This is a genomic window from Sinorhizobium saheli (assembly GCF_001651875.1).
Lineage (GTDB): Bacteria > Pseudomonadota > Alphaproteobacteria > Rhizobiales > Rhizobiaceae > Sinorhizobium > Sinorhizobium saheli.
The window spans coordinates 63,743-90,184 of the sequence record NZ_LNQB01000063.1 but is presented as its reverse complement, the minus strand read 5'-3'; the positions used below and the strand labels follow the sequence as shown (position 1 = coordinate 90,184).

Genomic DNA, 26,442 nt, shown 5'->3' with positions numbered 1-26,442 from the left:
GGTCCAGCTTCAGGAATTCTTTTGGACGAGCTCGTCCAGTGACGATGTAGCATGCCCTGGTCAATTATACTATCAGGAATAATGCACTATGCGGCGCTTACGATCTGCTTATCGACGTATGAATCCGGCAGGGTAACATACGGATCGTCTCCATGCGGCCGGCTAAGCTGTCGGCGACGCGAGACAGGGTGAGCACATTGGCGGAGCCCGTCAGCAGAAAGCGGCCGGAACGGTAATCCTCGTCCACTGTCTTCTTGATCGCCAGCAGCAAGTCGGCGCGCTGGAGTTCATCCACGATCGCCTTGTCGAGACCACGTATGAATCCGGCAGGGTCGGAAATGTGAAGCATGATGATTGGAAGTCAACGGGATGTTGATCAGGAGCCTGCTTGGCGAAATCTCGGAGGGCCAGCCGGTCTCGCCGAGACCGTACCGATAGCCACGCCGCACCTTTAGGCAGGGCGCGGCGTTGCGGGGAGCGAGAGAGGGGCCGGGAAGGGTCGGCCTGCCGGGACTTGGAGAGCGTCCGGGCGGGTCGGTCCTTTCCGCTCTCGACAGGGTTTCCCATGAACGTCATCTCTTCCAGCGCCGCAAACACGGCCGCCACCTCGCTTGCTCCCGCCGATCGTGCCGGCCGTGCAGGAAAAATTCTCCTCGCCGGCCATCAGCTTTTGCCGTTTCTCGAACGCTGCCAATCCATCGGCGCAGCCGATCTGCGCGCCATCCTCACGGACACTTTCGGCGGTTCCGACGCCGAGGGCTTTTGGGCATGGAAAGACGCCTATGAGGCGACCGAGGTCGCGCAGGTCCTGTTTCTGCGCAAGTTCGGCGCGGCGATTTCCGCTCGCGCAAACGTACCCCAGGCGCTGGTGATGCTGACCAAGGTCGCGTCGCTCATTCCGACCCATACGCGCCGCTCCGAGGAAAGCCAGCAGTTCCAGCAGTTTTCCACGCCGATACCCCTGGCTTATGTGGCCGCCCGCGCCGCCGGCCTCAAGGCGGACGATATCGTGCTTGAACCGTCGGCCGGAACCGGCCTGATGGCGATCTTCGTCGAACTCGCGCATGCGCGCCTTTCTCTCAACGAATATGCCCCGGTCCGCCACGGTCTGCTGGAGCAACTCTTCTCGAGGTCCGTGGTGTCGCAGCACGACGCCGCCCACATCGATGACTATCTCGACCGTTCGGTTCGTCCGACCGTCGTCCTGATGAACCCGCCGTTTTCTGCCGGCGTTCATGTCGAAGGGCGCATGGCCGACGCCGCATGGCGTCATCTTGCCTCCGCCTTCGCGCGGCTGGCTCCCGGCGGCCGGCTGGTGGCGATCACCGGCTCCAGCCTTTCACCCGACAATCCCAAATGGCACGACGCCTTCGTCGGTCTCCAGGGCCGCGGCACGGTTCTGTTCAGCGCCGCGATCGATAGCTCTGTCTATGCCCGGCACGGCACGACGATGGAGACGGGGCTGACGGTGATCGACAAGATCGCCGCCGCCGATCCCACGAAGCTCATCGCCTCGCACGGTGTCGCTTCCGATCTGGAAACATTGCTTACATGGATCTCGGGCCTTCCGCCCCGCTCGCCCGCGAGCGCGCCGAACTCGATCGGCGCGCCTTCCAATGGAGTCCCGCGTGCCTGCGCCGCGAAAATGGCCACCCGCAGGGCCGCCGACACCTTGCGTCCCGCGGTGGGGATCGCCCCGGCAAGTCGGACATCGCGCGCTCTCCGTCCACCGCGACCGGTATCCTCGCCACCCGCTCCGACCGACAACGACGTTGTCAAAATCGACTACGAACTGCGCGATGCAGCGCCGAAAGCCCGCGTCGACGTCGCCGACGGCATCTACGAACCCTACCAACTGCAAGCGATCCATATCCCGAACGCAAAGCCCCACCCGGACAAGCTGGTTGAATCCGCCGCCATGGCATCGGTCGCGCCGCCGAAGCCGAGCTATCGGCCGCAGCTGCCGAAGCGCATTATCGCCGATGGCGATCTGTCCGACGCCCAGCTTGAAAGCGTGATCTATGCCGGCGAGGCGCATTCCGGCTACCTCGCCGGCCACTGGTCCGTTGATGCCACATTCGACAATCTCAAGGCCGTCACGCCCGAAACGGAAGGTGCTGTCCGCTTTCGCCGTGGCTGGTTTCTCGGCGATGGCACGGGTGCCGGCAAAGGCCGTCAGGCTGCCGGCATTATTCTCGACAACTGGCTTCAGGGCCGTCGCCGCCATCTGTGGATCTCGAAATCCGAAACGCTGATCGAGGATGCACAGCGCGACTGGAGCGCGCTCGGTCAGGAGAAGCTGCTGGTGACACCTTTGTCGCGCTTTCGGCAGGGAAAGGCGATCACGCTGGAGGAGGGCATCCTCTTCGTGACGTTTGCCACGCTGCGCACCGACGAGCGCGAAGGCAAGCGATCGCGCGTCCAGCAGATCGTCGACTGGCTCGGTCAAGAGGCGGGGAGGGTCGAAGGCCCGACTGGGACAGGAGGAGGAGCGGCGGGGAGCGGCGAAGCCGCGACAGGGAACGCAAAGGGTTTCGACGGAGTCATCATCTTCGATGAAGGCCACGCCATGGCCAACGCTGCCGGCGGCAAGTCCGAGCGTGGCGAAAAGGCTGCCTCGCAACAGGGCCGCGCCGGTCTTCGCCTGCAGCGCGCCTTGCCCGATGCCCGCGTCGTCTATGTCTCCGCAACCGGCGCGTCCGAGGTCGAGTCACTCGCCTATGCCGAACGCCTCGGTCTCTGGGGCAGCACCGACTTTCCGTTCTCGACGCGGTCCGAGTTCATCGCTGCCATCGAAGACGGCGGCGTTGCGACGATGGAAGTGCTCGCCCGTGACCTCAAGGCGATGGGGCTCTACGCATCAAGGTCCTTGTCGTTTGACGGTGTGGAATACGACATCCTCGAACATGAACTGACCCAGGAACAGGTCCGCATCTACGATTCCTATGCCGTGGCCTTCCAGATCATCCACAACAATCTCAACGAAGCGCTCGAGGCCTCCGGTATTATCAGCCGCAAGGGAACGCTCAACAAAAACGCCAAAGCCGCCGCCCGGTCCGCCTTCGAGAGCTCGAAGCAGCGCTTCTTCAACCACCTTTTGACCTCGATGAAGACGCCGGCGTTGATCGGCGCAACGACCAAGGATCTGGAGGAGGGCCATGCGGCGATCGTCCAGATCATCTCCACCGGCCAATCGCTCACCGAACGTCGGCTCGCGGAGATCCCGACCGAAGAGTGGGGCGACATTCAGGTCGACGTCACGCCGCGCGAGATCGTCGCGGAATATCTCAACCATTCCTTCCCGATCCAGCTCTTCGAGGAATATTCGGACGCCGAAGGCAATCTCCTGTCGCGGCCGGTCTATGACGCCGCGGGCAACCCGGTCCTGTGCCGCGAAGCCGTCGTGCGCCGTGACGCATTGCTCGAACGGCTCGGCAGCCTGCCGGCGATCCCGACCGCGCTTGACCAGATCGTCCAGCATTTTGGGACGGATCGCGTTGCCGAGATCACCGGGCGCACGCGCCGCATCGTTCGCCGCGACGATGGCGGCACGATCGCCCGCTTCGCCGTCGAGAGCCGGCCGGGCAGCGCCAATCTCGACGAAACCCGCGCCTTCATGGACGGCGCAAAGCCGATCCTGATCTTCAGCGAAGCCGGCGGCACGGGACGCTCCTATCATGCCGATCTCGGCGCGAAGAACCAACGCCTGCGTCTGCACAATCTTCTTGAAGCCGGCTGGCGGGCCGATGTGGCGATCCAGGGTCTCGGGCGCAGTCATCGCACCAACCAGGCACAGCCGCCGCGCTTCCGCATGATCGCCACCAACGTCAAGGCGGAACGGCGCTTTCTGTCGACGATTGCGCGGCGCCTCGACACGCTTGGCGCGATCACGCGCGGGCAACGACAGACCGGCGGGCAGGGCATGTTCAGGAGCGAGGACAATCTTGAATCCCAGTACGCCCGCGACGCGCTCAGGCAGTTCTACAAGCTCATCCACCGTGGCGGGATCGAGGGCTGCTCGCTGGGAAAATTCGAGACGATCACCGGCCTTTCATTGACCGCCGAGGAAGGCGGGCTCAAGGACGAACTGCCGCCGATCCACACCTTCCTCAACCGCATGCTGGCCCTGACGGTTGCCATGCAGAACCTGTTGTTCGACGCCTTCGAACAATTGCTGGCCGCCCGGATCGAGGGCGCGATTGCCGCCGGCGTCTACGACAAGGGGCTGGAGACGCTTGTCGCGGACCGTATGACGGTGAAGGACCGCAAGCTGGTTTACACCCATCCGGTCACCGGCGCGCAGTCGCATCTCTTGACGATCGAGCGCAGGGATCGCAATACGCCGCTGCTGCTGGCCGACGCCCTGAAACTTGTGAGCCGTGACTTGCGTGCCAAGCTGATGGTGAACGGCAAGTCCGGCCGCCCGGCCGTGCAGGTTCCGACCCGCTCGGTCATGCTCGACGACGGCTCGGTCCAGCCGCGCGTCGCGCTGATTCGGCCGATGGACGAAATCCGTTTCGAGGTGCGCCAGCTCGAGGAAACGAACTGGGAGGAAGCGGACGAGGAAATCTTCTCCGCCGCATGGGATGCCGAAGTGGCCAATCTCCCGGAGTTTTCCAACACGACGATGCATGTCGTCTCCGGCCTACTGTTGCCGATCTGGAAATTGCTGCCGCAGGATTTTTGCCGCGTCTATCGTCTGGAGACTGATGAGGGCGAGCGCATCGTCGGCCGCTTGATCTCTTCGGAGGGCCTCTCCCGGCTTTGCCGGAATTTCGGGCTCGATCAGACGGAGGTCATCAACGCCGAACAGGTCTGGGAATCGCTGCTCGGCGGCTCCTCGGTCGTCGCCCTCGCCGGCAATATGACGCTGCGACGGGTTCGGGTGATGAACGACTATCGTGTCGAACTCAATGGCTTCACCGACGGGATGCGGGACGGGCTCAAATCCATGGGTCTGTTCTCCGAGATGGTCGCCTGGAAGCTCAGGTTCTTCATTCCGACGTCCGAGGAAGGATCGGCGATCCTCTCTCTCCTCATCGAACGGCATCCGATCGTCGATGGCACTGGACGGGTGTGAGCGCCATGCTGTCCGCTTCGCAATTGGCCGATCGTCTCGCGCGCGACGCCGAGGCGGTCTGCCGTCATTACCTCTCCGCCGGCCGTCGGGCCGGCAACTACTGGATCGTCGGCGACGTCGCCAACAGCAAGGGCAAATCGCTCTATGTCCATCTCTCCGGCCCGCGCGCTGGGCGGTGGACAGATGCAGCAACCTCTCAATATGGCGATCTGCTCGACCTCGTTCGAGAGACCTGCGGGTTGGTGGACTTCCGTGATGTCGCAGACGAGGTGCGGCGTTTCCTAAGCCTTCCTCGTCAGGCGTCGTCCCGCAGGGGCGACGCCCACACCGATCCGCCGGTCGATAGACCGGCAGGCGAACGCGCAAGACGCTTGTTCCGGATGACGCAGCCGCTTGGCCGTTCCCTGGCCGATAGCTATTTGCGCCAGCGGGGCATCCTGCGAGCAGCTCAGCACCAGGCGCTCCGCTACCATCCCTCTTGCTTCTACCGGGATCTCGTGACCGGCAGGACGTTGAGCTATCCGGCGCTGATCGCAGGCGTAACGGATTCCTCCGGCGTGATCACAGGTGTGCATCGCACTTATCTCGAGCGTTCCGGGCTCGACCCGGACGGCGTCGGCAAGGCGCAAGTCGACACACCCCGCCGCGCGCTCGGCGGGCTGCTCGGAAACGCCGTGCGGTTCCTTTTCCCGGTTCATGGCTCCGTTCCGGTCATGGCCGCCGGCGAGGGGCTCGAAAGCATCTTATCGCTCGCTCACGTGATGCCGGGCATGCCGATGGCCGCGGCGCTGACCGCCAATCACCTCGCCGCCTTTCGGCTGCCCGATGGTTGCCAGCGCATCTACATCGCAGCCGACGCCGATGCGGCCGGCCGGCATGGCATCGAGGGATTGAGTCGCCGCGCGCAGGCGCTCGGGATCGTGCCGCTCGTGCTCTCCCCCGAACTCGGCGACTTCAACGAGGACCTTCGCCGGCTCGGACCCGACCGCCTGACTGTGCATCTGAGAGCCCAGCTTGCGCCGGAAGACATCCAGGCCTTGCTGCCCACCTGATGCGGCTGCACGGGAAGGCGGGAGCGGGCGCGGCGTGGCAGGGAAGGCCGGTCCATGCCGGTCGCCGTTCGGGCGCCGCGCCCGCGGGCCTGCCGAGAGGCGACCCTTACCATACGGCTGTCGGGCCTTCAGCGGGTCAGTCGGGTTTCTTCCCCACGCCGGCACTTCCTTGGCGCATCAGCTGTTCCGAAAACCGGTTCCCGCTTTTCGGGCCGATGCGGAAGCCGGCGCTCCTCGCGCTCCAAGAAACCCTCCCTCAGCCGCCCGGCGCTGCGCTGGGCCGCGGCGTGAGGCACGCCGCGGTTCCGGCCCGTCCGCCGCATGGAAGGGATCGCCGTCAGGCCGCGAGAGGCGCGGCCCAAACCGACGGAGACCACCATGAACCTGACTTTGTCCCTCGACGACGCCTTCGAGCCCCACCACGCCTCTTCCCCGACCGACCGCTTCATCTACGAGATGCAGATCTACGGGCATCGCCCCTTCCAGGACGAACCGGACCCAAGGCCTCTGCCCGAAGAGCCGGTCGTCCAGTCGGCGCTGACTGCGGTCTTCGACGCCATGTTCGAGATGCTCGGCGACACCCGGCTGGAGCCCGATCTCGAAGACCTGCTCTGGTCGATGGTCAATCTCTTCCACCGCGCCGGCGAGCGCATTCAGCGCGAGCTTCAGCGCAACGAGGATGCACAACGGAGTGGACAGAGCGAGCAGGACGGCTCGGAGGTGAAAAGCGTCGAACTCGAGCGCCTGATCGCCGAGGGCATCACGCTCCTTGAGCGCCGCAATGCCTTCGAGTTCATGCGCGACTATGCCGCCGATCTCTTCGAAGCCCAGACCGGATCCGCCTGGCGGCCGCGCACCGGCTCGAAGGTCAGCCATGCCAACATGACCGCGGCGATGATCGACTCCAGAGATTTCCTGTCCGCCCGCCGCCGCGCCGAGACCGAGGTGCTGATCCCGGCCGGGACCAAGATCGCCTTCGGCGGCGGCATCGACTACAACGATCACGAACGGATCTGGGCGAAACTCGATCAGGCTCTCGCCAAATATCCCGATATGGTGCTGCTGCACGGCGGCTCGCCGAAGGGAGCCGAACGCATCGCCGCCTGCTGGGCAGAGGCGCGCAAGGTGACGCAGATCGCCTTCAAGCCGAACTGGACGAAGCATGCCAAGGCAGCCCCCTTCCGCCGCAACGACGACATGCTGTCGGTCATGCCGGCCGGCGTCGTCATCTTTCCCGGCTCCGGCATCACCAGCAATCTCGCCGACAAAGCCCGCCGACTCGGCATCCCGGTCTGGCAAGCTGCAGGAAACGGCGCGTAAGCGCCGTTTTCTTCGCACGGGAAGAGCCGGATGGTTGCGAGATCGCGTCGCAGGTTGCGGCGCAACCACAGCTCGTTCATGCCATGGGAGGATGCAGCCTTGTATCGAGGGCAAACGCTTCCTGGAACTTCAGGGCATAGGCGCCGGTCGCGCCGCCGGCGAGAAAAATCAGATTCCAGCTATGCGGCGACACCGCGCTCGGGATCGCGACGAAACGGTGGCGGCGAAGCAGATCGTCCCCAAAGGCTTGCTGGCCCGCGCCGGGAATCCCGGGGCGCAGCCAATTGGGATTGGGCACGCTTCCTGGATCGACGACATGGACGTCGCCGGGATCGGCAATGATTGCTGCCGTCATCATGTGCGCCACCGTGTCGAGCGCCCGAAACCCCTTGTGAACCGCAACCTCAAGGATTGCGGTTGCCGGATCGAGTGAGCAATAGACGGCGCGCGCTCCCTTGCTGTTCCAGCGGCCGCCAACCCGATAGGCTCCTTCTCCGCTATCCCATGTCGGCGCGTGAACGGCTTGATCGAGCCGCCACGCGACCAGCTCGGTCCCGCCGAGCGCGATTGGCAGAAGGGTCACGCATAGACGCCGTATTCGAGACGGTCGAGATGATCCTCGACCAACTCGACGCCGGCGGGCGTTGCGAGGAGATCGATCGGGCGGCGCTGGTCAAGCCCGACCGCCGGACGCTCCAGCCATTGCTCGGCCTCCGCCTGCGATCCGAAGACATCCGTTGCCTTTGCGAGGATCTCGGCGAATTTCCACGCTCGGCCGCTCTGCTCCTGGCTAAGCGGTTTGGACGGTGTATCCTTCCGCCGCTGCCAGGTCCTGAGACTCATGCCGACGGCCTTTTCGAGCGAGTCGGTCTTGCCGATGACGACCAGGTGCCCGACAAGATGATCCAGCGCCGAGGCCGGTAGGCCGCGCAAAAGCAGCTCATGCGCATCGAGGGGGCTGGTCAGGCTGCGCGACAGGACGCGCGCACCGCCGAGCAATGCCGCTACCTTCTGCAATTCGCCAGCCGCCGTTTCCGGGCCGATTTTCTCTGCCGCAATGGCCATGGGGGTCATCTCCGCGTCACGCGTCGCTTTATATATGACAGATGTCTCTGCTGACTTCAAGGACGCTTCTGGAGCGCGGCAACGCCTTCGAGTTCATGTGCGACTATGCGGCCGACCTCTTCGAGGCCCAGACCGGATGCGCCTGGCGGCCGCGCACCGGCTCGAAGGTCAGCCATGCCCAGATGACCGCGGCGATGATCGACTCCAGAGATTTCCTGTCCGCCCGCCGCCGCGCCGAGACCGAGGTGCTGATCCCGGCCGGCACCAAGATCGCCTTCGGCGGCGGCATCGACTACAACGACCACGAACGGCTCTGGGCGAAACTCGACCAGGCCCTGGCGAAACATCCTGATATGGTGCTGCTGGATGGCGGCTCGCCGAAAGGAGCCGAAAGTATCACCGCCTGCTGGGCCGAGGCGCACAAGGTGACGCAGATCGCCTTCAAGCCGAACTGGACGAAGCACGCCAAGGCGGCACCTTTCCGGCGCAACGACGACATGCTGTCGGTCATGCCCGCCGGCGTCATCATCTTCCCCGGCTCTGGCATCACCGGCAATCTCGCCGACAAGGCGCGCCGCTTCGGCATCCCGGTCTGGCAGCTCTCGGGAGACGGCGCGTGACAGGCTATGTCCCGACGCCATGCGGGTCTTACCGCATGGCGTTCTTCCTTAGGTGGGCTGGCTTCGACTTGACCCTCGCCGATTCGTGCTGTTCACATGCGGCATGTTCAAAACCATCAACGCAGTACAGATTCGTGTATCACTCGACGAGATCGAGCCCGAGGTCTGGCGTCGACTCGTTTTGCCGGCTCACTGGACTCTTGAGCAACTGCATCTTGCCATTCAGGCCGCCTTTAACTGGTGGAACTATCACCTGCATGAATTCCGCATCGGCGGCTTGCGCTACGGCGACGTGGAACTCTTGACCGAGGATGCCTTCGACGGCGATCCTCGCGTCTTCGATTTTCGTGAGGTTCGCCTTCGCGACTTCGAGCAGGGGGCTGTTTTCAGTTACGTCTATGACTTCGGCGATAGCTGGCGCCATACCGTCGCGATCGACGAGTTCAAGGCACGCGATGTCACGCCCAAATATGGGACTTGCATCGATGGAGCGCGTGCCAGGCCACCAGAAGATGTCGGCGGTGTTCTCGGCTATGAGCGCTTCCTGGAAATCATGTCGGACAGAGAAGACCCCGAACACGCCGATACCAGACGCTGGTGTGGCGGGCATTTCGATCCCGAATGGTTCGATCTCGTGATCACGGACAAGGATGTCCGCAATGCACTGCGCCCGAGCGTGAGGCGTCGGCTGCATCAGCCAAAGCCGAAGCGCAGCGAACCGAAGACGGCATAGAGCATTGCACCGCCACGGTCGGCCACATCACTGCGACGTTAGAGCGGGATGCGCTCACATGCGTTCGCGCCACCGCTCTATCTGTTTGTTTTTGCCGCATTTGTGCGACGTCAGGTGATTCCGCCTGACTACAAAATGCTCTAGCACTCAGCCTTGACGATCAATGACGATGTCGCGGATTCCCCTTGCGCGGCTCCGACCAGTCAGGGCTCAGACCGACCAGTCCTCCATCCGCAGGTTCTCAACCCGATTGAACTCGCCGACATTGTTGGTAACGAGAGTCAGACACCAGTTCAAGAAGGACATGCTTGATGCATGCGGCGATCCGCCCGACCGGGCATTGTTTCGCCGGCAGTCTTCGCGCCTGACGACATAACGATCCCGTTCGTTGCCCCCGGGTCGCCGACCTGCCTGATTGCCGCCGCCACATTGGAGATATCGCGGTGCTGTTGGCTGGCGATATCGTCACCGCGGTCGTCTCAACGTGCATGCGAGAGAGGCTGTTTCCTCGACCACACGACAACATGCTCTCGTCACGCTGGTTGGAGTCCCCGTTGCTCCACACGGTTCGAGACGCTTGCATTTGTCGGAAATTGTGTAGACATTTCTGTAGAAACGGAGCATTGCCATGCCTCAATCACGGCAGCAGACATCAACGCCGCGCCGCGCGGCGTGCGGGAATTTCGCGGCAACCTGACGTCCTTCCTCAAGCAGGTCGAAGACGGGCAGAGGTTCGTCCTGACGTCCCATCATAAGGTCGTTGCGGAAATCGGGCCGCCGTCGTCGGACATCGTCGAGCGCAAACAGGGCGCGTTGCGCGGCAAGATCAAGGTTGCCGATGACTTCGACAGCCTGCCGGAAGATGTTATGAAGTCCATGGAAGACAGGACGTGAGGCTGCTGCTCGATACGCACGCCTTGTTGTGGTGGCTGAACGACGACGAGAAGCCGGGGGATCGTGCGCGAGGCCTTATCGGCGATCCTGAGAACGACGTCCTCGTCAGTGCCGTCTCCCTTTGGGAAATCACCGTGTAGCTCAGGATCGGCAAACTTGATGCCGACATAGAAGAGATTCTTGCGATCTTGCCGAGTCAGGGATTCGACCGGCTGGATATTACAGATGCGCATCCTATCGCTCTCAAGGCTCGTCCGCTTCATCCCGCGATCTCTTCGATCATCTTCTCAGGCGCAGGCCATGGCGGAGGGAGCGCATTTCGTTTTCCAGGACCAGAATGTTGCGCTCTATGGCATTCCGTTCGTGACTTGCTCGGATCCTGTTGTCTCGTAATCGCCGACGGGCGTGGTTGCGCTGACCAAGCCGGCTCCGATCGCTCGGATGGCGCGCTTGCCAGTGGCCATGTGCCTGGCGAACGCCGACGGCTCAGATGGCGGGCGCGGACGGACGAGTGGGGAAAGATCACTCATCTGACGCCCACGCGAACAGCTTCACCCGGCATTGCCCGCACGGTCTGCAGACGGCATACCGTCGCCGTGTCGACCTCTCGGATCACCAAAGGGATGATGTCGACAGGGGACGTGCTCACCCGCCTGCTGTATGGGCGCGGGGGAGGGTACGCAGTTGACTGGCTTGGAGGCAAAACGTTCAAGGATGCGCGGCCGATACCCCGCAGCGTCGGACCGGACAGCCATGATGGTTTGTCGCGTCCTTCAGTTGCCCCGAACCATTCCCGTTTTATGTCGCTCGTATAGACGACCGCCTGCTTTTGCGGCCAACCCCTGAAGGGGTAAGACTCGCCCGAAATTTTTGCAAAATTCGATTTCGGTTCTTTTGTCCTGGCGGAAAATAGAATTTTGCAAAAATTTCGGCCGAGCTGACCGCAGCAGGCCGGCCGTCTCTTCGTGCGCCATCGGGAATGGTCCCGAGCAACCGAAGGAGACAGAACCATGGCCACCACGATTGCAACCCTGACGCAGAAGACCGACGGCATCCTCGAAGGCGTCTTCGCCACCATCCGGGTCAACGCCCCGATCGCCATCGTCCCGAACGCCAGCAAGGCAAGCGAAGAGGCGCCCGACTACCGCGTCATCCACCGCAAGACCGGCTTCGAGATCGGCGCGTGTTGGAACCGCATCGCCCGCCAGACCGGCGAAGAATACCTCTCGGTGAAGCTGGAGGCCCCCGAGATCGGCGTGATCTTCGGCAACCTCGCACCGGCACCCGGCGGCGATCCGAGCAAGAAGGTGATCCTCTGGAACAATCCGAACTGAACCGCAAACGAGCGGCCCCGAGCAATCGGGGCCGGCTTCGCCGCTTCTCATTTTGATCGTTTCCCGGGAGCAAAAGCGGGCATCGAGCCCGCATTTGCTCCTCCTGCCGTGCCACACGAGACGAAAGCCTGTCTGCTCGGATCGCCAAGTGTGCCGTGAGCATCGCGCCGCCTCAAGGACGGCGGCCCCTCCAATTTTTCCGCCAAACCGCCGAAGCGGCCCGGCGGAAAAATCGGTTCCTCCGCTCGCCGGCTCCGCCGGTCGCTGGCGCGATCCTTGACCCGGCCCGATCCTCACAACCCCGGGCGTCATCTTTCACATCATCAGGAGATGACGACGATGACGATTGCACTCGAAATTCACATCGAAGAGCTGCGCCGGGAACTGAAGAATGCCGATCCGGCCGAGCGACGTCAGATCGAAGCGGAGCTGGACCTGGCCCAGGCCGAGCTGGCAGTCGCGGTCGCCGCAGAGGAGGGCGCCATCGACGCCGCGCCGCCCTTCTGAGGGTGGCGTTTGCCTTCTCGCCTGGGCCGATGCGCCGGATCGACCGGCGCGTCGACCCGAAGCTCCGCTTCGCACCAATGATCACCGGCAAGGATCAGGGCACGCTCTTTGCGGGCGCCCTCGGGCCATGTGTTCACGTCGAACACGTGGGTTCGGTCTGTAACCACGCGCTCGTTTCAGCCGCAGCAGATCGAGAAACATGCGCACAGCATCCTCTTCCTTGTCGAAGTGATGCACCATGGCCCGTCCGACTGTCCCGATGCGCCCCCATCGCGCGTGAGGCAAGGCGTGCCGAACAGCGTCGGTTCGATCGCGAGCGCGTAGAAGCGCGCCATGTTTTTCGTCGCGTCCGTGCGTTCGATGAAGAGCTGATAGGGCTGACAGAGCATGGCGGAAGAATCGCCTGTTCCCGCTTTCGCGTCCAACGACACTTACGAATCGGTCCGCCGCCTCCGATTCATTTTCGTGATCGATCGTCGAGGCTGAAGATCGTTGCTTGGGAGCCGCCCGGGGGCCGAGCGCGTGCTATCGCATCGCTCACGGAGCCCGCAAACGGTCTCCGCCTCCGGTTACGCCCCCTCTCGCAATACACCGCTGACCGGATCGACCGGTCCGCGGGGCAAGGAGGGGAAACCCTCGCGCTCCCCGCCGGTTGCGTGGATGGCATCGTCTCGTTCTTGCTTTGATCCCGACGTACGGCCAGACTCTCAAGAACCTGTCGCGGCTCGAGGAGCCCGCCATGGCAGTGAACCCGACGGCCCCCGAAATGGGAAAATGCCTAACACGCCGAAGCACCGCTTCCCACGCGCTCCGGTTCATCGTCCGGCTTCCGTTCGTGACCGTCCTCGGTATCGCGAAAGTAGCGGTTTACAGCGCATTATCTGGCCTTCTACGTCCTTTGCATGTTCCGCCCGTTCACCGGGTTCATGATGCTTACGGCAATCGTCATGGTGCCGATGTCGATCGTCGTCTACGCCCATCCCAACGCGGACAACGGCATGCCCTTCTGGGTCTTCGGTCTGATGGCGATCGGGCTTGTCGCTTTCGCGATTGGCTATTCACTCTTTCTCGACTGGTTCACGCCCGGCGCGGAGGACCCGTTCGCCCGGTATCGCCGTTCCGATCGATAGTGAACTTTCCCCGCGTGACGCCGGCGGCCTTCACGGGATCGGCTTGACGAAGCGATTGGCCTTCGCTGCGTCATTCATGTCCTTGCGGCGGAAGTAGATCGCCCGTCCACAGCGGATCGGACTGTGGCCCTGGACGATGATGATCTGCTCGTCCTTCCTCATCGAATGCGTGATCTCATGCGGCATGATCAACGGCCGGCGCTGGAAGTTGACGCTCTCCGACTTACGCGAGGCGCTGTTCTTCGTGTCCCAGCCGATGTTGCGGGAGCTTCCCTTCACCTCGACCGTCATCTCGCCGCATTGCGCCGAGACGTTGCGGGCCGTGTCGAGCGCCTTGATCGCCGCATAACTCGCGAAGGCGCAGCCGTCGATCCACGAGGTCGCGCCATCCCTCCCGAAATGCCGCTCCAGTTGCCCGACCGACTGGTACATCAGCATCATGCTGATGCCGTACTTGCGGCCGCGGTCGCGCGCCTCCTCGAGCACGCGCATGTAGCCAAGCAGATCCACCTCATCGAGCATGAACAGCGCCCGGCGCTTGAACGCGCCATCGGCCTGCACCATGGCATTGATCAGCGAGCCGATGATCACCCGGCCGATCCCCGGATAGGAGCGCAGGATCGATGCCGGAATGTTCAGGAAAACGTCCTTCTTGCCCGAGACAATGTCACTCGACTTGAACGCATTGCCACAGACGAGCGCGGCGTAACTGTCGAGCGACAGCCATTGTGTGTCCTTCGACGCCGTCGAGTAGACGCCGCTGAAGGTCTGCTCGGTCATGTTGGTGAAGACGCCAAGCGTCTCGCGGATGAAGGCGGACGCGGAATGCTCCTGAATGTCACGCAGCATCGCCAGTACCGAGGGCTCCGGCTCGGAGACGATCTGGCGGAGACTGCGCAAGGTACGCAGTCCCTCGTATTCCGGCGACAGCATCACATGGGCAAGCAGACCCGTGAGGAGATTGTGCGCCTGGTTCTGGAAATAGGATCCGGTGGAACTTTCGAAGCGCACGCTCTCCGACAGCAGCATGTGCGCAATGCCGACGATGTCCTCTTCCTTCTGCTTGGATGTACCGATCCCATCGAGCACATTGAAACCCATGATCGGGTTCGTCGGATCGAGCACCATCACCTCGCGCCCGAGGACGCGGGTGCGGTGTTCGACCACCATTGGCGCGACCTCGGTCGAGGGATCGAGGCAGATTAGTGGCCCGGTGTAGCGCAGTGCCGTTGGCACGACGTTGCTGGTCGTCTTGTATCCACCCGAGCCGGCGAAGAAGAGCATGTGGGTGGAGTCGAAGTCCTGCTTATAGGTGAGCAGCGGCGCCTTGCCGCCTTGCCCCCAGGTCGCGGGATCGTTCGGATCGAAGGGCAGTTCATGGACGATTTCCTTGTCGACGCGATAGCGCTCGCCGACGACGATCTCGCCGTCTGGCGGGAACAGTTTTGCCGCTGCCGCCATCGGCAGCCAGTCCGCGTCCCCGAAGGTCCCGCGCCTGGCGCGCTTCACCGGCTCGGGCACGACGGTGGAAATGCGCGCGGCGCCAGCTACGGCAATAAAGCCAAGGACAGCGCCGACGATAGCCACTATGTCGAGATAGGAAAGCGCCCGGTCCCACGAGACCGCGCCGCTCTCCACCGACGGGGCAAGCCGGCCGAACTCGCGCAGCGTGTAGAAGCCGGCCACAGCCAGAAAGCAGGCGAGGCTCGCCATCGCGACCGGCCTTCGCCGGTGCAACGGCAAGGCCCAAACGGCCAAGAGGCCGGCGAGCGGTCCGAACAGAAGCGCCGGTAATGGCGACGCCCGCAGAAACCAATATGCCGCTTTCCCGGATAGGCCGGCGGCGAGTGCCGACCAGCGCCAGCCAACGACATAGGCGGCAAAGGTGGTGACGGCGATCGGTACCAGAATGAGCAACAGGCTCGGATGCGGTTTTGCCTTCAATGCCATTCCGCCGTCTCCCGGGTTCGCGTCTCTGTTGCAGCCGGCGAAGGCGCCTTGAATGCCTCTTCGCCCAAGTCGCGCAAGCGCCGATGTTCTGATGAACCCGGAGCAACTCTAGCCAGTTCGAGGAGACCGCCGAGCAGAAACGCCCGATCGGCTTTGGAGAGGCCGGCGCGAACGACGATGCCGCCGAGCAAAAACTTCTCCCGCGCCTCGCGCTTGCGATCAGCCGTCATGAGAAACCTCCGTCGCCGCTCCAGGCCCGCCAGCTGCTGGTCGACGCGGCGAAGCAGTTGCGCCGGAAGCGTCCTTCTTCTCCTCTTTGCAAAATCGCGCGGCGATCTCTTCGACGATGCGATCGACCTCCTCATCGGCGATCTCCATTTCCGCCAGCCCCGATTTCGTTGCCGCGCGTGCGAAGCGCTCGGCGGACTTTGCGATCATCGAGCGTCTGCGCTCGCGCAGCTTCTCGATCTGAGCGTCGATGTCGGTGATCGATGATTTTGCGGCCATTCCAGCGTCTTCCCTTGTTGGAGAAAATCTCTGCGACACTGATTATACTATATAGTTTATGATAGTAAAATAGGCTAAGTTGCATTACCCCGAAAACGTCGCAGCCGGAATTCCGGCAAATGGCCGTCTTGCGGAGAAGCGGCATCGGCCTTTGCAGGCCGATCGGTTTGAGGGCGCAATATACGTCGCTGGCGCGACGTGCTTGAGAGGTCTGGAGACAGCCGTGGCGATCATGTTCGTCAGAGCGCAGGTGATCAGCAGGGGAGCGGGACGCAGTATCGTCTCGGCCGCCGCCTACCGCCACCGCGTCCGGATGATGGACGAGCAGGCTGGAACCTCGTTCAGCTATCGTGGCGGCGCCTCCGAACTGGTGCATGAGGAGTTGGCGCTGCCGGACGATATTCCCGCTTGGCTCCGGTCGACGATAGATGGACGTTCGGTCGCAGGTGCAAGCGAAGCGCTGTGGAATGCCGTCGAGGCTCACGAGACACGGGCGGACGCGCAGCTGGCCCGGGAGTTGATCATCGCGCTTCCGGAAGAACTGACGCGCGCCGAGAACATTGCCTTGGTACGGGATTTCGTCCGGGACAATCTGACGTCCAGAGGCATGGTGGCCGACTGGGTCTATCACGACAAGGATGGCAATCCGCACATCCATCTGATGACGACCCTCAGGCCTTTGGCGGAGGAGGGGTTTGGGCCGAAGAAGGTTCCTGTCTTGGGCAAGGACGGCGAACCGCTGCGCGTCATCACGCCCGATCGGCCGAACGGCAAGATCGTCTACAAGCTCTGGGCCGGCGACAAGGAAACGATGAAGGCGTGGAAGATCGCCTGGGCGGAAGCGGCGAACCGGCATCTGGCGCTTGCCGGCCACGAGATCCGGCTCGACGGCCGCTCCTATGCCGAGCAGGGCCTCGACGGCATCGCACAAAAACACCTCGGACCGGAAAAGGCGGCGCTCGCCCGCAAGGGTGTCGAGATGTATTTCGCGCCGGCCGACCTCGCCCGCCGACAGGAAATGGCCGACCGGCTGCTCACCGACCCCGGGCTTCTCTTAAAGCAGCTCGCCAACGAACGGTCCACCTTCGATGAGAAGGATATCGCCAAGGCGCTGCATCGCTATGTCGACGATCCCGTCGATTTCGTCAACATCCGCGCGCGGCTGATGGCGTCGGACGAGTTGGTCACGCTCAAGCCGCAGCAGCTCGACGCTGAGACCGGCAAGGCCGCGGAACCGGCGATCTTCACGACGCGGGAGATCCTGCGCATCGAATATGACATGGCAGAGTCCGCTCGAGTGTTGTCGGAGCGCAGGCGTTTCGGCGTCTCTTACGCTCAGGTCGCCGCAGCCGTCCTAAGCATCGAAACGGCCGATCCGGGAAAGCCCTTCAGGCTCGATCAGGAGCAGGTCGATGCCGTTCGCCACGTCACTGGCGACAGCGGCATCGCGGCCGTCGTCGGTCTTGCCGGCACGGGCAAGTCGACCCTTCTGGCGGCGGCCCGCCTCGTATGGGAACGTGAGGGCCGCCGGGTGATCGGTGCGGCGCTTGCCGGCAAGGCAGCGGAAGGGCTGGAGGACAGTTCCGGCATCAAATCGCGCACCCTGGCATCCTGGGAACTGGCCTGGGCCAGCGGGCGCGAGACGCTCCAACGCGGCGATCTGCTTGTCATCGATGAGGCGGGAATGGTGTCGTCGCAGCAGATGGCGCGTATCCTCAAGGCCGTGGAGGACGCAGGCGCGAAGGTCGTTCTGGTCGGCGATGCCATGCAGCTCCAGCCGATCCAGGCTGGCGCGGCCTTCCGGGCGATTACGGAGCGGGTCGGGTTTGCCGAGCTCGCCGGCATGCGCCGGCAACGCGAGCAATGGGCGCGCGATGCCTCGCGGCTCTTTGCCCGCGGCGAGATCGAGAAGGGTCTCGATGCCTATGCCCAGTATGGCCGTATTGTCGAGACGGAGACGCGTGACGAAATCATCGGTCGCATCGTTTCCGACTGGGCGGACGCTCGCCGCGCGCTCCTTCAGAAATCCATCGTTGGCGAGGAAACGCCTCGGCTTCGTGGCGACGAGCTGCTCGTGCTGGCGCATACCAACGCTGACGTGCAGAAGCTCAACGAGTCCCTGCGTAAGGTCATGATCGAGGAGCGCGCGCTGACCGGGGCGCGCGAATTCCAGACGGCGCGTGGGCTTCGCGAATTTGCCGCCGGCGACCGCATCATCTTCTTGGAAAATGCCCGCTTCGTCGAGCCGCGCGCGCGCCGTTTTGGTCCGCAATACGTTAAGAACGGCATGCTCGGTACAGTGGTTTCCACCGGCGACAAACGGGGCGACGCGTTGCTGTCGGTCCGTCTCGACAATGGCCGCGATGTCGTCATCAGCGAGGACAGCTATCGCAATGTCGATCACGGTTATGCCGCGACCATCCACAAGTCTCAAGGGTCGACGGTCAACCGGACCTTCGTGCTCGCCACCGGCATGATGGACCAGCATCTGACCTATGTGGCGATGACGCGCCATCGCGACCGCGCCGATCTCTATGCCGCGCGAGAGGATTTTGAGCCAAAGCCGGAATGGGGGTGGAAGCCGCGCGTCGATCATGCCGCCGGCGTCACCGGCGAGCTCGTGGAAACCGGACAAGGCAAGTTCCGACCCGCTGACGAGGATGCGGACGAAAGCCCCTATGCCGACGTCAGGACGGACGACGGAACCGTCCATCGTCTTTGGGGCGTGAGCCTGCCGAAGGCACTCGAGGAGGCCGGCGTCTCGGAAGGCGATACCGTTCTCTTGCGAAAGGATGGCGTCGAGAAGGTCAAGGTGATGGTACCCGTCATCGAGGAAGAAACGGGCGAGAAGCGCTTCGAAGAACGGGAAGTCGACCGAAACGTCTGGACTGCGAAGCAAGTCGAAACCGCAGACGCCCGCCAGGAGCGGATCGAGCGCGAGAGCCACCGGCCGGAGCTGTTCAGTGAGCTTGTCGAGCGTCTCGGTCGATCCGGCGCGAAGACCACCACGCTCGATTTCGAGAGCGAGGCCGGTTACCAGGCGCATGCACAGGACTTCGCGCGGCGGCGCGGCATCGACACGCTCGCCGAGATCGCGGCGGAAGTAGAGGAGGGCGTTTCGCGGCGGCTGGCCTGGATTGCCGATAAGAGGGAACAGGTGGCGAAGCTCTGGGAGCGGGCGAGCGTGGCGCTCGGTTTTGCAATCGAGCGCGAGCGGCGCGTTTCGTACAGCGAGGATCGGACGGAATCGCTTTCGCAAGGAATCCCGGCCAGCGGGCATTATCTGATCCCGCCCACCACGCAGTTTTCCCGGAGCGTTGACGAGGATGCGCGTCTGGCGCAGCTTTCCTCGCCGCGGTGGAAGGAGCGCGAGCAGATTCTCCGGCCGCTGCTCGAAAAAATCTATCGCGATCCCGACGCGTCGCTTGCCCACCTGAATGCGCTCTCCTCCGATGCTGCCATCGAGCCCCGCGAGCTCGCCAACGATCTCGCCCATGCGCCGGATCGGCTCGGCCGCCTGCGCGGGTCTGACAACATCGTCGACGGTCGCGCCGCACGCGATGAGCGCAACACGGCCATGGCCGCTATGTCTGACCTTCTGCCCTTGGCCCGCGCCCATGCGACCGAGTTCCGCAGGAATGCCGAAAGGTTCCGCGAGCGCGAGCAGACGCGCCGGGCCTATATGTCTTTGTCGATCCCGGCGCTCTCGAAACAGGCCATGGCGCGCCTCGTCGAAATCGAGGCGGTGCGCAAGCAGGGCGGCGACGACGCCTGGAAGACCGCCTTTGCCCTTGCCGCCGAGGATCGCTCGCTCGTGCAGGAGGTGAAGGCGGTGAGCGACGCATTGACCGCCCGCTTCGGCCGGAGCGCCTTCACCGCGAAGGCCGATGCGATTGCCGAACGCAACATCGCCGGGCGCATGCCGGAACATCTCGCGGATGAACGGCGCGGGAAGCTCACGCGGCTCTTCGAGGCCGTCCGGCGCTTCGTCGAGGAGCAGCATCTTGCCGAAAAGAAGGACCGTTCGAAGATCGTTGCTGGTGCAAGTGTGGAGGTCGGGAAGGAGACCATGATCGCGTTGCCGATGCTCGCCGCCGTGACGGAGTTCAGGACGCCGGTGGACGAGGAGGCGCGCCCACGGGCGCTTGCTGTCCCGCACTATCGTCACAATCGCGCTGCGCTCGCCGAGACCGCCGCACGCATCTGGCGCGATCCGGCCGGCGCGGTCGACAGAATAGAGGACTTGATCGTCAAGGGCTTTGCGGCCGAGCGGATCGCGGCGGCCGTGGTCAACGATCCCGCCGCCTATGGGGCGCTGCGCGGCTCCGAACGCTTGATGGATCCCATGCTCGCCTCCGGCCGGGAACGGAAGCAAGCTTTGCAGGCGGTGGCGCAAGCGTCAGTCCGTTTGCGTTCGCTCGGCGCGGCTTATGTCAGCGCCTTCGATGCGGAGCATCAGGCCATCACAGACGAGCGTCGCCGCATGGCGGTAGCCATTCCCGGATTGTCGCAGGCTGCCGAAGACGCGCTGCGGCAGTTGACAGTGCAGATGAGAAAGAAAGGCAGCAAGCTCGACGTGGCCGCCGGCTCGCTCGATCCCGCCATCGCCCAAGAGTTTGCCGCGGTCAGCCGGGCGCTCGACGAGCGCTTCGGCCGCAACGCCATCCTGCGCGGAGAGAAGGATACCATCAATCGCGTGCCGCCGAAGCAGCGGCGCGCTTTTGAGGCGATGCACGAGCGGCTGAAGGTGCTTCAGCAGACCGTCCGCATGCAGGCGAGCCAGCAAATCATATCTGAGCGTCAGCAGCGCATCATCGATCGCGCCCGCGGCGTCACATACTGACTTCACCAGGCCACGCCGTTGTAACAGAGCGCGTCTATGACTCTCAAAGAGCGGGATGTCGCCGCGGTGGAACAACGGCGCGAAAATGCGGTCGCGAGTGGCAAATGTATATAGTTGCGCAGATTTCCGCCCTTCGGCGATCGCTTTAATTGGGTTTGCGACCGACAACTTTTCTTAGAAAACATCCCGGCAATATAGTATCGCTTGGCGAGGAGGCAGATATGAGTGCAACGTGCGAAATAATCTATGATGTGGACGGCTTGCGCATGGTTGCCCATCTAGCGCGGCCGGACGGTGAGGGGCCTTGGCCGACGGTGCTTATAGGGCATGACGGGTCGGCCTCGACGACTATCAACGGCATCGCGCTGACGATCTGGCCGCGCATGGCTATCTAGCGTTTGCGATGGATTATCACGGTGGCGAGACGTTCTTCGGCAGGCCAGAGGCTATGCTAGCCCGTTGCATGCCTTTGCTGGCCGATGTCGAGCGGATGCAGGCCATCGGTCGCGCCGCGCTTAATGTTCTTCTCGCGACGCCCGGCGTCGACCCAGACCGGCTCGCCGCTCTCGGCTATGGCACTGGTGGCCGGATCGTGCTCGAACTTGCAAGGACCGGCGTGCCGTTTAAGGCCATTGCGGTCGTTCATCCTGCCTTGCCGCCTGCCAGCGCCGACGACTGGACCGATGTGACCAGCGCTTTCCTTCTGTGTACTGGCTCCGAAGACCCCCTTTGCACTCCTGAGCAGGTGCTGACGTTTGGCCGCGCGCTCCAAGCTGCCGGGATCGACTGGCGCGTGAATATCTACGGCGGAGCGAAGCACGCTTTCTGGGCTCGGCCGACAAATCCCGATGGATCTCCCGCTGCGGGGACCACTCACACCGATGCCACGGTGCCCGGCGTCGGCTATCACCCGGAACACTCCGTGCGCGCATGGCAAGCCGTGCTCGATCTTATCAGCGAGACTTTACCCGCTAAGTCGCCCAAATCCTAAGGTCGGCGACAAAATCGAGATCGCTGATCTTTCGGAGAAGTTTCTGTCGCAGAACTCCCTCGCAAAAGTCGGCATTATGCGGTGGACTTTTGCGACAGCGCTTCGACCGGTTTGGGCCGAACCGTACCATTTCTGGTGCGGATGCCGCCGACCGCTCTGGGTCGCTCCCTGCCGCGGATCAGAAAGTGTGGGGCGACTGCTTCTGGAGCAAAATGAGGATATGCAGGGCGAGGCGCTGCTGGATCGCCGCGCCTCGCCACCATGCACGCGGACGCTGCACGCAGTCAGCGAATCCACTCGTTCCATTGCTGCAACATCATCGCAGCATTAGCGTTGATCCACTCCGCATCGGGAATGATGATGTGATCCCGAACGTCGTCACCTTGCGGCATCGTCTTGCGCGCCTCCTCCGACATCATCGCGATCGCGTCACTGCTCGGGGGTGTGCAGGAAAGTGCTTCGCACGCCTTGGCCTGCGCCGCGGGCGAGTTCAGCCAGAAGGCCATCAGCTTGAGCGCATTGTCGCGGTGCGGTGCGCCTCTAACCAGTGCTATCCGGTCGCCGACGAGGAAGGCGGCCTTGTAAGACCAGGCAATGGGCAGTCCCTCGCTCTGCATCGCCTTGGCGCGCGTCAACCAGATTTGCCCGAGCGAGTACTCGCCGTTGCGAAACCCTTGCACGCTCTGATCGCCCGTCTTCCACCACAGCGAGACGGAAGGCCTGATCTGGTCGAGCTTGGCCAGCGCGCGATCGATGTCGAGCGGAAACAGTTCGTCGCGCTTGACACCATCGGCGAGCAGCGCGGCGGCCATGACGCGCCAGGGATCATCGAAGTTTGGAAAGGCCCGTTCGCCCGGAAATTTCCCTGTGTCCCACATATCGGCCCAGGTCGCAGGAACGGGCTCGCCGGGTTTTCCGGTTCGGTAGGCCAAGAGCGTAGCCGTGGACTGCAGCAGGACCCCGCCAGCGGCGCAGGCATTGGCGCCGAGGTCCTCGCGATCGGCAAACTGCCGGCAGAACTCGGTCAGATCCTCCGTGACCTCCCGATGCGCCTTCGACGCGGCCTGGATCTCGCCATCGAGATAGAGGTCCCACTTAACGTTTCCGGTTTTCACCATCGCTGCAGCCTTGGCGCGCATTTCGGCGTTCGTCGCCGCGACAGTGACCACCTCGATGCCCGTTGCCTTCGTGAATGGATCGAACCAGGCTTCCCTTAAGGCCTTGTCATAGGCACCACCGGTCGAGGCGATGATGACTTTTTCGTCGGCTAACGCCGGAAGGGACAGGGCCATTAAAGAGAGAAATCCGGCGATGGTAGGCTTCAGGGCTGTTGCGGAACGTGAAAGGAGAGAGGTCATGAAAGATTCCTTTAGCAGTTGGTGAAAGTGGGGTCGTCGGCTTCACGATCGGGATCTGCGGCCGTTCAGAAGATGGACCGTGCCCATGAGCAGGAGGGACGTGGCGACGAGCACCGTCGAGACCGCGGCAATGACAGGCGTCAGGTTGAAGTCGATGTCCTCGAACATCTTGCGGCCGATCGATTTGCCACTAATGTCCGATATGAAGAACGCGACGGTCGCTTCATCGAATGAGGCGAGGAAGGCGAACACGGCCGCGGCCGCGACACCCGGGATGATGTTCGGCAGTACGACTAGGAAAAAGGCCTGCAGCCTGTTGGCCCCGCAGTTCAACGCGGCCAGCTCGAGCGTCGGATCGAAGCGTTGCACCGACGCGGTGACGGTGATGATCACGTAAGGCACTGCCAGGACGGTATGCGCGACGAGGAATCCAAAGAAGCTGCCGGTGAGCTGCAGTGGCGCAAAGGCGAGATAGAGCGCCACGCCGAGGATGATGTGAGGCACGATCATCGGCCCGAGCGCCAGCGCCTGCAAAGTGGACCTGAACGGAAGACATCCTCGCACGATGGCGAGAGCCGCCATGGTACCCGCGACCGTTGCTGTCGCCGTTGTCGCGAGCGCGATCTTCAGACTGAACCACGTCGCCGCCATCCAATCCGGATCGTTGAAGTAGGCGCTGTACCATTTGAGCGTCAGACCCCTGGGCGGGAACTCGAGATAGTCGGTTTCGCTGAGCGACATCGGAAGGACGATTAGTGTCGGCAGCAGGAGGAAAAAGAGAACGCATCCGATCCCCGCGCCGATGGCGATGATCCCCGCGGCTCTCGAATAGGCGCGGCTGGTCGGAGCGGCGAAGATATCGATGACCGCAGGAACTCGGCCCCTAAGCTGTGCGTGTTCAGTAGACACTGTTCAAACCCTTGCTGAGCGAGAGCGTCCTGCGGAACATCAGGACGAATAGGAGAGTGACGGCGAGAAGCACGGTCGAAAGAGCTGCGGCAAACGGCCAGTCGAGCAGCACCGTTGTCTGCTGGCCAATGAGCGTCGCCATCAGCATTGAGTTGGGACCACCAACCAGTGCCGGCGTGATGTAGAAGCCGAGGGCGAGCACGAAGCACATGACGCTGCCAGCAAAGACGCCGGGCAGGCTGAGCGGCAGCGTCACGGCGACGAAGGCACGGACGGGCCCGGCGCCGAGATTGCGGGCAGCCCGCACGTAATCGGGGGGAAGGGCGCGTAGCGTCGAATAGATGGGTAAGATCATGAACGGCATCAGCACGTGCGTCATAGCGAGGATGACCGCGCCCTGGGTATAGATCAACTTCAGCGGCCCTTCTGTCGGCCCCGTATCGACGAGCAGCGTGTTGATGATGCCGTTGCGTTGGAGAAGAACGACCCATGCGTAGGAGCGTATGAGCACGGAAGTCCACAACGGGATGAAGACGCAGGCGGTGACAGCCATCGCAAGGCCCTTGCCCAGCTGTGCCATCAGATAGGCGACCGGGAAACCCAACAGCAGGCTTGCGACCGTCACGATAAAGGCGACCTCGATCGTGCTGAAGAGTACCTCGAGGTGAAGCGGCTCGGTGAAAATACGCCGATAGTGGCTGAGCGTTCCTCCGGAAAAACTCAGAGCGACCAGCCGCGCCACCGGATACAAGAACCCCGCCATCAGGGCCGCGAGGAGCGGCGTGACCAATGCCAGGGAGGTGGTCAGCGAATAAAAGCGTGCGGAACTCGGCCGGCGGAACGACAATGAACGTGGGAGTAATGTCAGCGAACGGGTCATGCCGCGCACCTCTCCATCACGGGAAAGACGTGGGCGGCCGCGCCGTCGAGGACAATGTCGACGTCATCGTTCTTTTGGAACGGCGTCACGCCGTCGGCAGCGATTTGCACCTGCAGGCTTGCGTCGGGGCGATCGGCGAGCCGGACGAGATAGATGTAGGTCGAGCCGATGAACACGGCAGCATCAACAATGCCCGGCAGCGCGTCCGCCCCGCCATCGCCACGTTTCGTGAGACGCATCCGTTCCGGACGGATCGCCAACCGCAGAGCCGTTCCGGCGTTATATCTGCGTGTACGCTCGTTCGCCGCCGAAGGGAGGTTGAGCACCGTTCTCTCGGACAGGCGGACAACCGTTTGCTCGGCCGTGCAGTCGAGGCAATCGCCATCGATAAAATTCATCCGACCGATGAAATCCGCGACGAACTCGGTCCTCGGCTGCCGGTAGAGTTCCGTCGGAGTACCGAACTGCATCAGGCGGCCGTCGGACATGATGGCGATGCGATCCGACATCGTCAGCGCTTCGTCCTGATCGTGGGTTACATACACGACCGTGGCGCCAAGTCGCTCCTGCAGACGCTTGATCTCGAACTGCATCGCCTCTCTCAGCTTCTTGTCGAGTGCGCCAAGCGGTTCATCCATCAGAAGGACTGGTGGCTCAAACGCCAACGCGCGTGCAACGGCGACGCGTTGCTGTTGGCCGCCCGAAAGCTGGTTGGGATAGCGCTCCGCATATTCGGAGAGCTGCACGAGCTCCAGCATCTCCTCGACGCGGCGCGCGATCGCAGTCTTCTGCATCCGCCCGCGCATCCTGAGTGGGAAGGCGATGTTCTGGCGGATCGTCAGGTGCGGGAACAGCGCGTATTTCTGGAACACCATGCCGATGTTCCGGTGATTGGGCGCAAGGAAGGTTACGTCCTGGCCGCCAATGGTGATTCTGCCGGCGCTCGGTGTCTCGAAGCCTGCTATCATCGTCAAGGCTGTCGTCTTGCCGGAGCCGGACGGCCCCAGCAGCGAAACAAATTCACCGGCTGTCATGTCGAGGGAGAGCTCGCGAACTGCAATGGCCTCGCCGTATCGCTTTTGAAGTCCCGCAAGGGATAGAGATTGACCGATCAATTCCGCCTTTCCTTTCAGCTGCTGGACGCTCTTCGGCGTCCTTCCCCTTGGATACGGCCGCTTTGCTGCCGCAATGAAAAGCCTTCTTCCGACCCGGGGACGAGTCAGGATGATGCGCTTATTGCTGGGCTCTGGTGTCTCGCGGGCCGCCCTT

Annotated in this window: 21 protein-coding genes and 5 pseudogenes; 13 read left to right on the top strand and 13 right to left on the bottom strand. The window is 63.1% G+C overall.

Annotated features, from left to right (window positions below; all coding sequences use genetic code 11):
- Nucleotides 1–130: 130 nt before the first annotated feature.
- Nucleotides 131–337, bottom strand: a pseudogene (locus tag ATB98_RS07250) (AAA family ATPase); the annotation flags it as partial.
- 228 nt (nucleotides 338–565) lie between these two features.
- Between ATB98_RS07250 and ATB98_RS07245 the strand changes: the two are divergent.
- From ATB98_RS07245 to ATB98_RS07235, 3 genes are all read left to right on the top strand, one after another.
- The gene (locus ATB98_RS07245; protein WP_066871185.1) at nucleotides 566–5,080 is read left to right on the top strand and encodes a strawberry notch-like NTP hydrolase domain-containing protein; all 4,515 of its coding nucleotides are present in this window, start codon (nucleotides 566–568) and stop codon (nucleotides 5,078–5,080) included.
- Nucleotides 5,081–5,085: 5 nt separating this feature from the next.
- Entirely contained in the window at nucleotides 5,086–6,132 is a 1,047-nt protein-coding gene (locus ATB98_RS07240; RefSeq protein ID WP_153435623.1) for a DUF7146 domain-containing protein, read from the top strand.
- 378 nt (nucleotides 6,133–6,510) lie between these two features.
- Entirely contained in the window at nucleotides 6,511–7,452 is a 942-nt protein-coding gene (locus tag ATB98_RS07235; RefSeq protein WP_066871179.1) for a DUF2493 domain-containing protein, read from the top strand.
- Nucleotides 7,453–7,528: 76 nt separating this feature from the next.
- Here the strand turns inward: ATB98_RS07235 and ATB98_RS07230 are convergent, their stop codons facing one another.
- Both ATB98_RS07230 and parS read right to left on the bottom strand, forming a co-directional pair.
- Nucleotides 7,529–8,035, bottom strand: coding sequence for an RES family NAD+ phosphorylase (locus ATB98_RS07230; protein WP_066871176.1), 507 nt, complete (start codon nucleotides 8,033–8,035; stop codon nucleotides 7,529–7,531).
- Nucleotides 8,032–8,517 carry a type II RES/Xre toxin-antitoxin system antitoxin gene (gene parS, locus ATB98_RS07225; protein ID WP_066871173.1) on the bottom strand — a complete coding sequence of 162 codons (486 nt, stop codon included), beginning with the start codon at nucleotides 8,515–8,517 and terminating at the stop codon, nucleotides 8,032–8,034. The genes ATB98_RS07230 and parS overlap by 4 nt, the downstream gene beginning before the upstream one ends.
- A gap of 62 nt (nucleotides 8,518–8,579) precedes the next feature.
- On the opposite strand from parS, the pseudogene ATB98_RS07220 reads away from it, so the two are divergent.
- Together ATB98_RS07220 and ATB98_RS07215 are read left to right on the top strand one after the other, a co-directional pair.
- Nucleotides 8,580–9,137, top strand: a pseudogene (locus tag ATB98_RS07220) (DUF2493 domain-containing protein); the annotation flags it as partial.
- A gap of 103 nt (nucleotides 9,138–9,240) precedes the next feature.
- Nucleotides 9,241–9,870 carry a plasmid pRiA4b ORF-3 family protein gene (locus tag ATB98_RS07215; RefSeq protein ID WP_066871170.1) on the top strand — a complete coding sequence of 210 codons (630 nt, stop codon included), beginning with the start codon at nucleotides 9,241–9,243 and terminating at the stop codon, nucleotides 9,868–9,870.
- A gap of 210 nt (nucleotides 9,871–10,080) precedes the next feature.
- On the opposite strand, the pseudogene ATB98_RS29930 reads toward ATB98_RS07215, so the two are convergent.
- Nucleotides 10,081–10,155: pseudogene (locus tag ATB98_RS29930) on the bottom strand (type II toxin-antitoxin system VapC family toxin); the annotation flags it as partial.
- Nucleotides 10,156–10,498: 343 nt separating this feature from the next.
- Here ATB98_RS29930 and ATB98_RS07210 point away from each other — a divergent pair.
- The 4 genes and pseudogenes from ATB98_RS07210 (at nucleotide 10,499) to ATB98_RS29450 (ending at nucleotide 12,605) form a co-directional block, all read left to right on the top strand.
- Nucleotides 10,499–10,764 (top strand): annotated as a pseudogene (locus ATB98_RS07210) (type II toxin-antitoxin system Phd/YefM family antitoxin).
- Nucleotides 10,761–11,157, top strand: a pseudogene (locus ATB98_RS29925) (type II toxin-antitoxin system VapC family toxin). The pseudogenes ATB98_RS07210 and ATB98_RS29925 overlap by 4 nt, the downstream one beginning before the upstream one ends.
- 617 nt (nucleotides 11,158–11,774) lie before the next feature.
- Nucleotides 11,775–12,098: a DUF736 domain-containing protein gene (locus ATB98_RS07200; protein ID WP_066871164.1), complete on the top strand. Its 324-nt coding sequence runs from the start codon at nucleotides 11,775–11,777 to the stop codon at nucleotides 12,096–12,098.
- A gap of 339 nt (nucleotides 12,099–12,437) precedes the next feature.
- Nucleotides 12,438–12,605, top strand: a complete 168-nt coding sequence (locus tag ATB98_RS29450; RefSeq protein ID WP_167354063.1) for a hypothetical protein — start codon at nucleotides 12,438–12,440, stop codon at nucleotides 12,603–12,605.
- A gap of 81 nt (nucleotides 12,606–12,686) precedes the next feature.
- Here the strand turns inward: ATB98_RS29450 and ATB98_RS30535 are convergent, their stop codons facing one another.
- Together ATB98_RS30535 and ATB98_RS30530 are read right to left on the bottom strand one after the other, a co-directional pair.
- A complete protein-coding gene (locus tag ATB98_RS30535) occupies nucleotides 12,687–12,845 on the bottom strand; it encodes a hypothetical protein (RefSeq protein ID WP_407695287.1) in 159 nt (52 codons plus the stop codon).
- Nucleotides 12,782–13,030, bottom strand: a complete 249-nt coding sequence (locus ATB98_RS30530; protein WP_407695286.1) for a WGR domain-containing protein — start codon at nucleotides 13,028–13,030, stop codon at nucleotides 12,782–12,784. Before ATB98_RS30530 ends, ATB98_RS30535 begins: the two co-directional genes overlap by 64 nt.
- A 504-nt stretch (nucleotides 13,031–13,534) precedes the next feature.
- Between ATB98_RS30530 and ATB98_RS07190 the strand changes: the two genes are divergently transcribed.
- On the top strand, nucleotides 13,535–13,735 hold the full coding sequence (locus ATB98_RS07190) for a hypothetical protein (protein ID WP_153435622.1): 201 nt from the start codon (nucleotides 13,535–13,537) through the stop codon (nucleotides 13,733–13,735).
- 30 nt (nucleotides 13,736–13,765) lie between these two features.
- Here ATB98_RS07190 and traG read toward each other — a convergent pair whose 3' ends face one another.
- From traG to ATB98_RS07175, 3 genes are read right to left on the bottom strand one after another with little or no spacing between them, the layout of a single operon-like run.
- Complete coding sequence (gene traG, locus ATB98_RS07185; RefSeq protein WP_066871162.1) at nucleotides 13,766–15,685, bottom strand: Ti-type conjugative transfer system protein TraG; 1,920 nt, start codon at nucleotides 15,683–15,685, stop codon at nucleotides 13,766–13,768.
- Complete coding sequence (locus ATB98_RS07180) at nucleotides 15,676–15,915, bottom strand: conjugal transfer protein TraD (protein ID WP_066871159.1); 240 nt, start codon at nucleotides 15,913–15,915, stop codon at nucleotides 15,676–15,678. Before ATB98_RS07180 ends, traG begins: the two co-directional genes overlap by 10 nt.
- Nucleotides 15,905–16,192: a TraC family protein gene (locus tag ATB98_RS07175; RefSeq protein WP_066871156.1), complete on the bottom strand. Its 288-nt coding sequence runs from the start codon at nucleotides 16,190–16,192 to the stop codon at nucleotides 15,905–15,907. Before ATB98_RS07175 ends, ATB98_RS07180 begins: the two co-directional genes overlap by 11 nt.
- 223 nt (nucleotides 16,193–16,415) lie before the next feature.
- Between ATB98_RS07175 and traA the strand changes: the two genes are divergently transcribed.
- From traA to ATB98_RS07165, 3 genes are all read left to right on the top strand, one after another.
- On the top strand, nucleotides 16,416–21,035 hold the full coding sequence (gene traA, locus ATB98_RS07170) for a Ti-type conjugative transfer relaxase TraA (protein WP_066871153.1): 4,620 nt from the start codon (nucleotides 16,416–16,418) through the stop codon (nucleotides 21,033–21,035).
- Between the two features lie 221 nt (nucleotides 21,036–21,256).
- The gene (locus ATB98_RS29760) at nucleotides 21,257–21,430 is read left to right on the top strand and encodes a hypothetical protein (protein WP_202879844.1); all 174 of its coding nucleotides are present in this window, start codon (nucleotides 21,257–21,259) and stop codon (nucleotides 21,428–21,430) included.
- Nucleotides 21,409–22,026: a dienelactone hydrolase family protein gene (locus ATB98_RS07165; RefSeq protein WP_202879845.1), complete on the top strand. Its 618-nt coding sequence runs from the start codon at nucleotides 21,409–21,411 to the stop codon at nucleotides 22,024–22,026. Before ATB98_RS29760 ends, ATB98_RS07165 begins: the two co-directional genes overlap by 22 nt.
- A gap of 284 nt (nucleotides 22,027–22,310) precedes the next feature.
- Here ATB98_RS07165 and ATB98_RS07160 read toward each other — a convergent pair whose 3' ends face one another.
- The 4 genes from ATB98_RS07160 to ATB98_RS07145 are packed head-to-tail and all read right to left on the bottom strand — an operon-like array spanning nucleotide 22,311 to nucleotide 26,288.
- On the bottom strand, nucleotides 22,311–23,384 hold the full coding sequence (locus ATB98_RS07160) for an ABC transporter substrate-binding protein (RefSeq protein WP_066871151.1): 1,074 nt from the start codon (nucleotides 23,382–23,384) through the stop codon (nucleotides 22,311–22,313).
- Nucleotides 23,385–23,426: 42 nt separating this feature from the next.
- Complete coding sequence (locus tag ATB98_RS07155; protein WP_066871148.1) at nucleotides 23,427–24,293, bottom strand: ABC transporter permease; 867 nt, start codon at nucleotides 24,291–24,293, stop codon at nucleotides 23,427–23,429.
- Nucleotides 24,283–25,173 (bottom strand): ABC transporter permease, encoded by an 891-nt coding sequence (locus ATB98_RS07150; protein ID WP_066871144.1) that lies wholly within the window; start codon nucleotides 25,171–25,173, stop codon nucleotides 24,283–24,285. Before ATB98_RS07150 ends, ATB98_RS07155 begins: the two co-directional genes overlap by 11 nt.
- Nucleotides 25,170–26,288: an ABC transporter ATP-binding protein gene (locus ATB98_RS07145; protein WP_066871141.1), complete on the bottom strand. Its 1,119-nt coding sequence runs from the start codon at nucleotides 26,286–26,288 to the stop codon at nucleotides 25,170–25,172. The genes ATB98_RS07150 and ATB98_RS07145 overlap by 4 nt, the downstream gene beginning before the upstream one ends.
- Nucleotides 26,289–26,442: the final 154 nt, after the last annotated feature.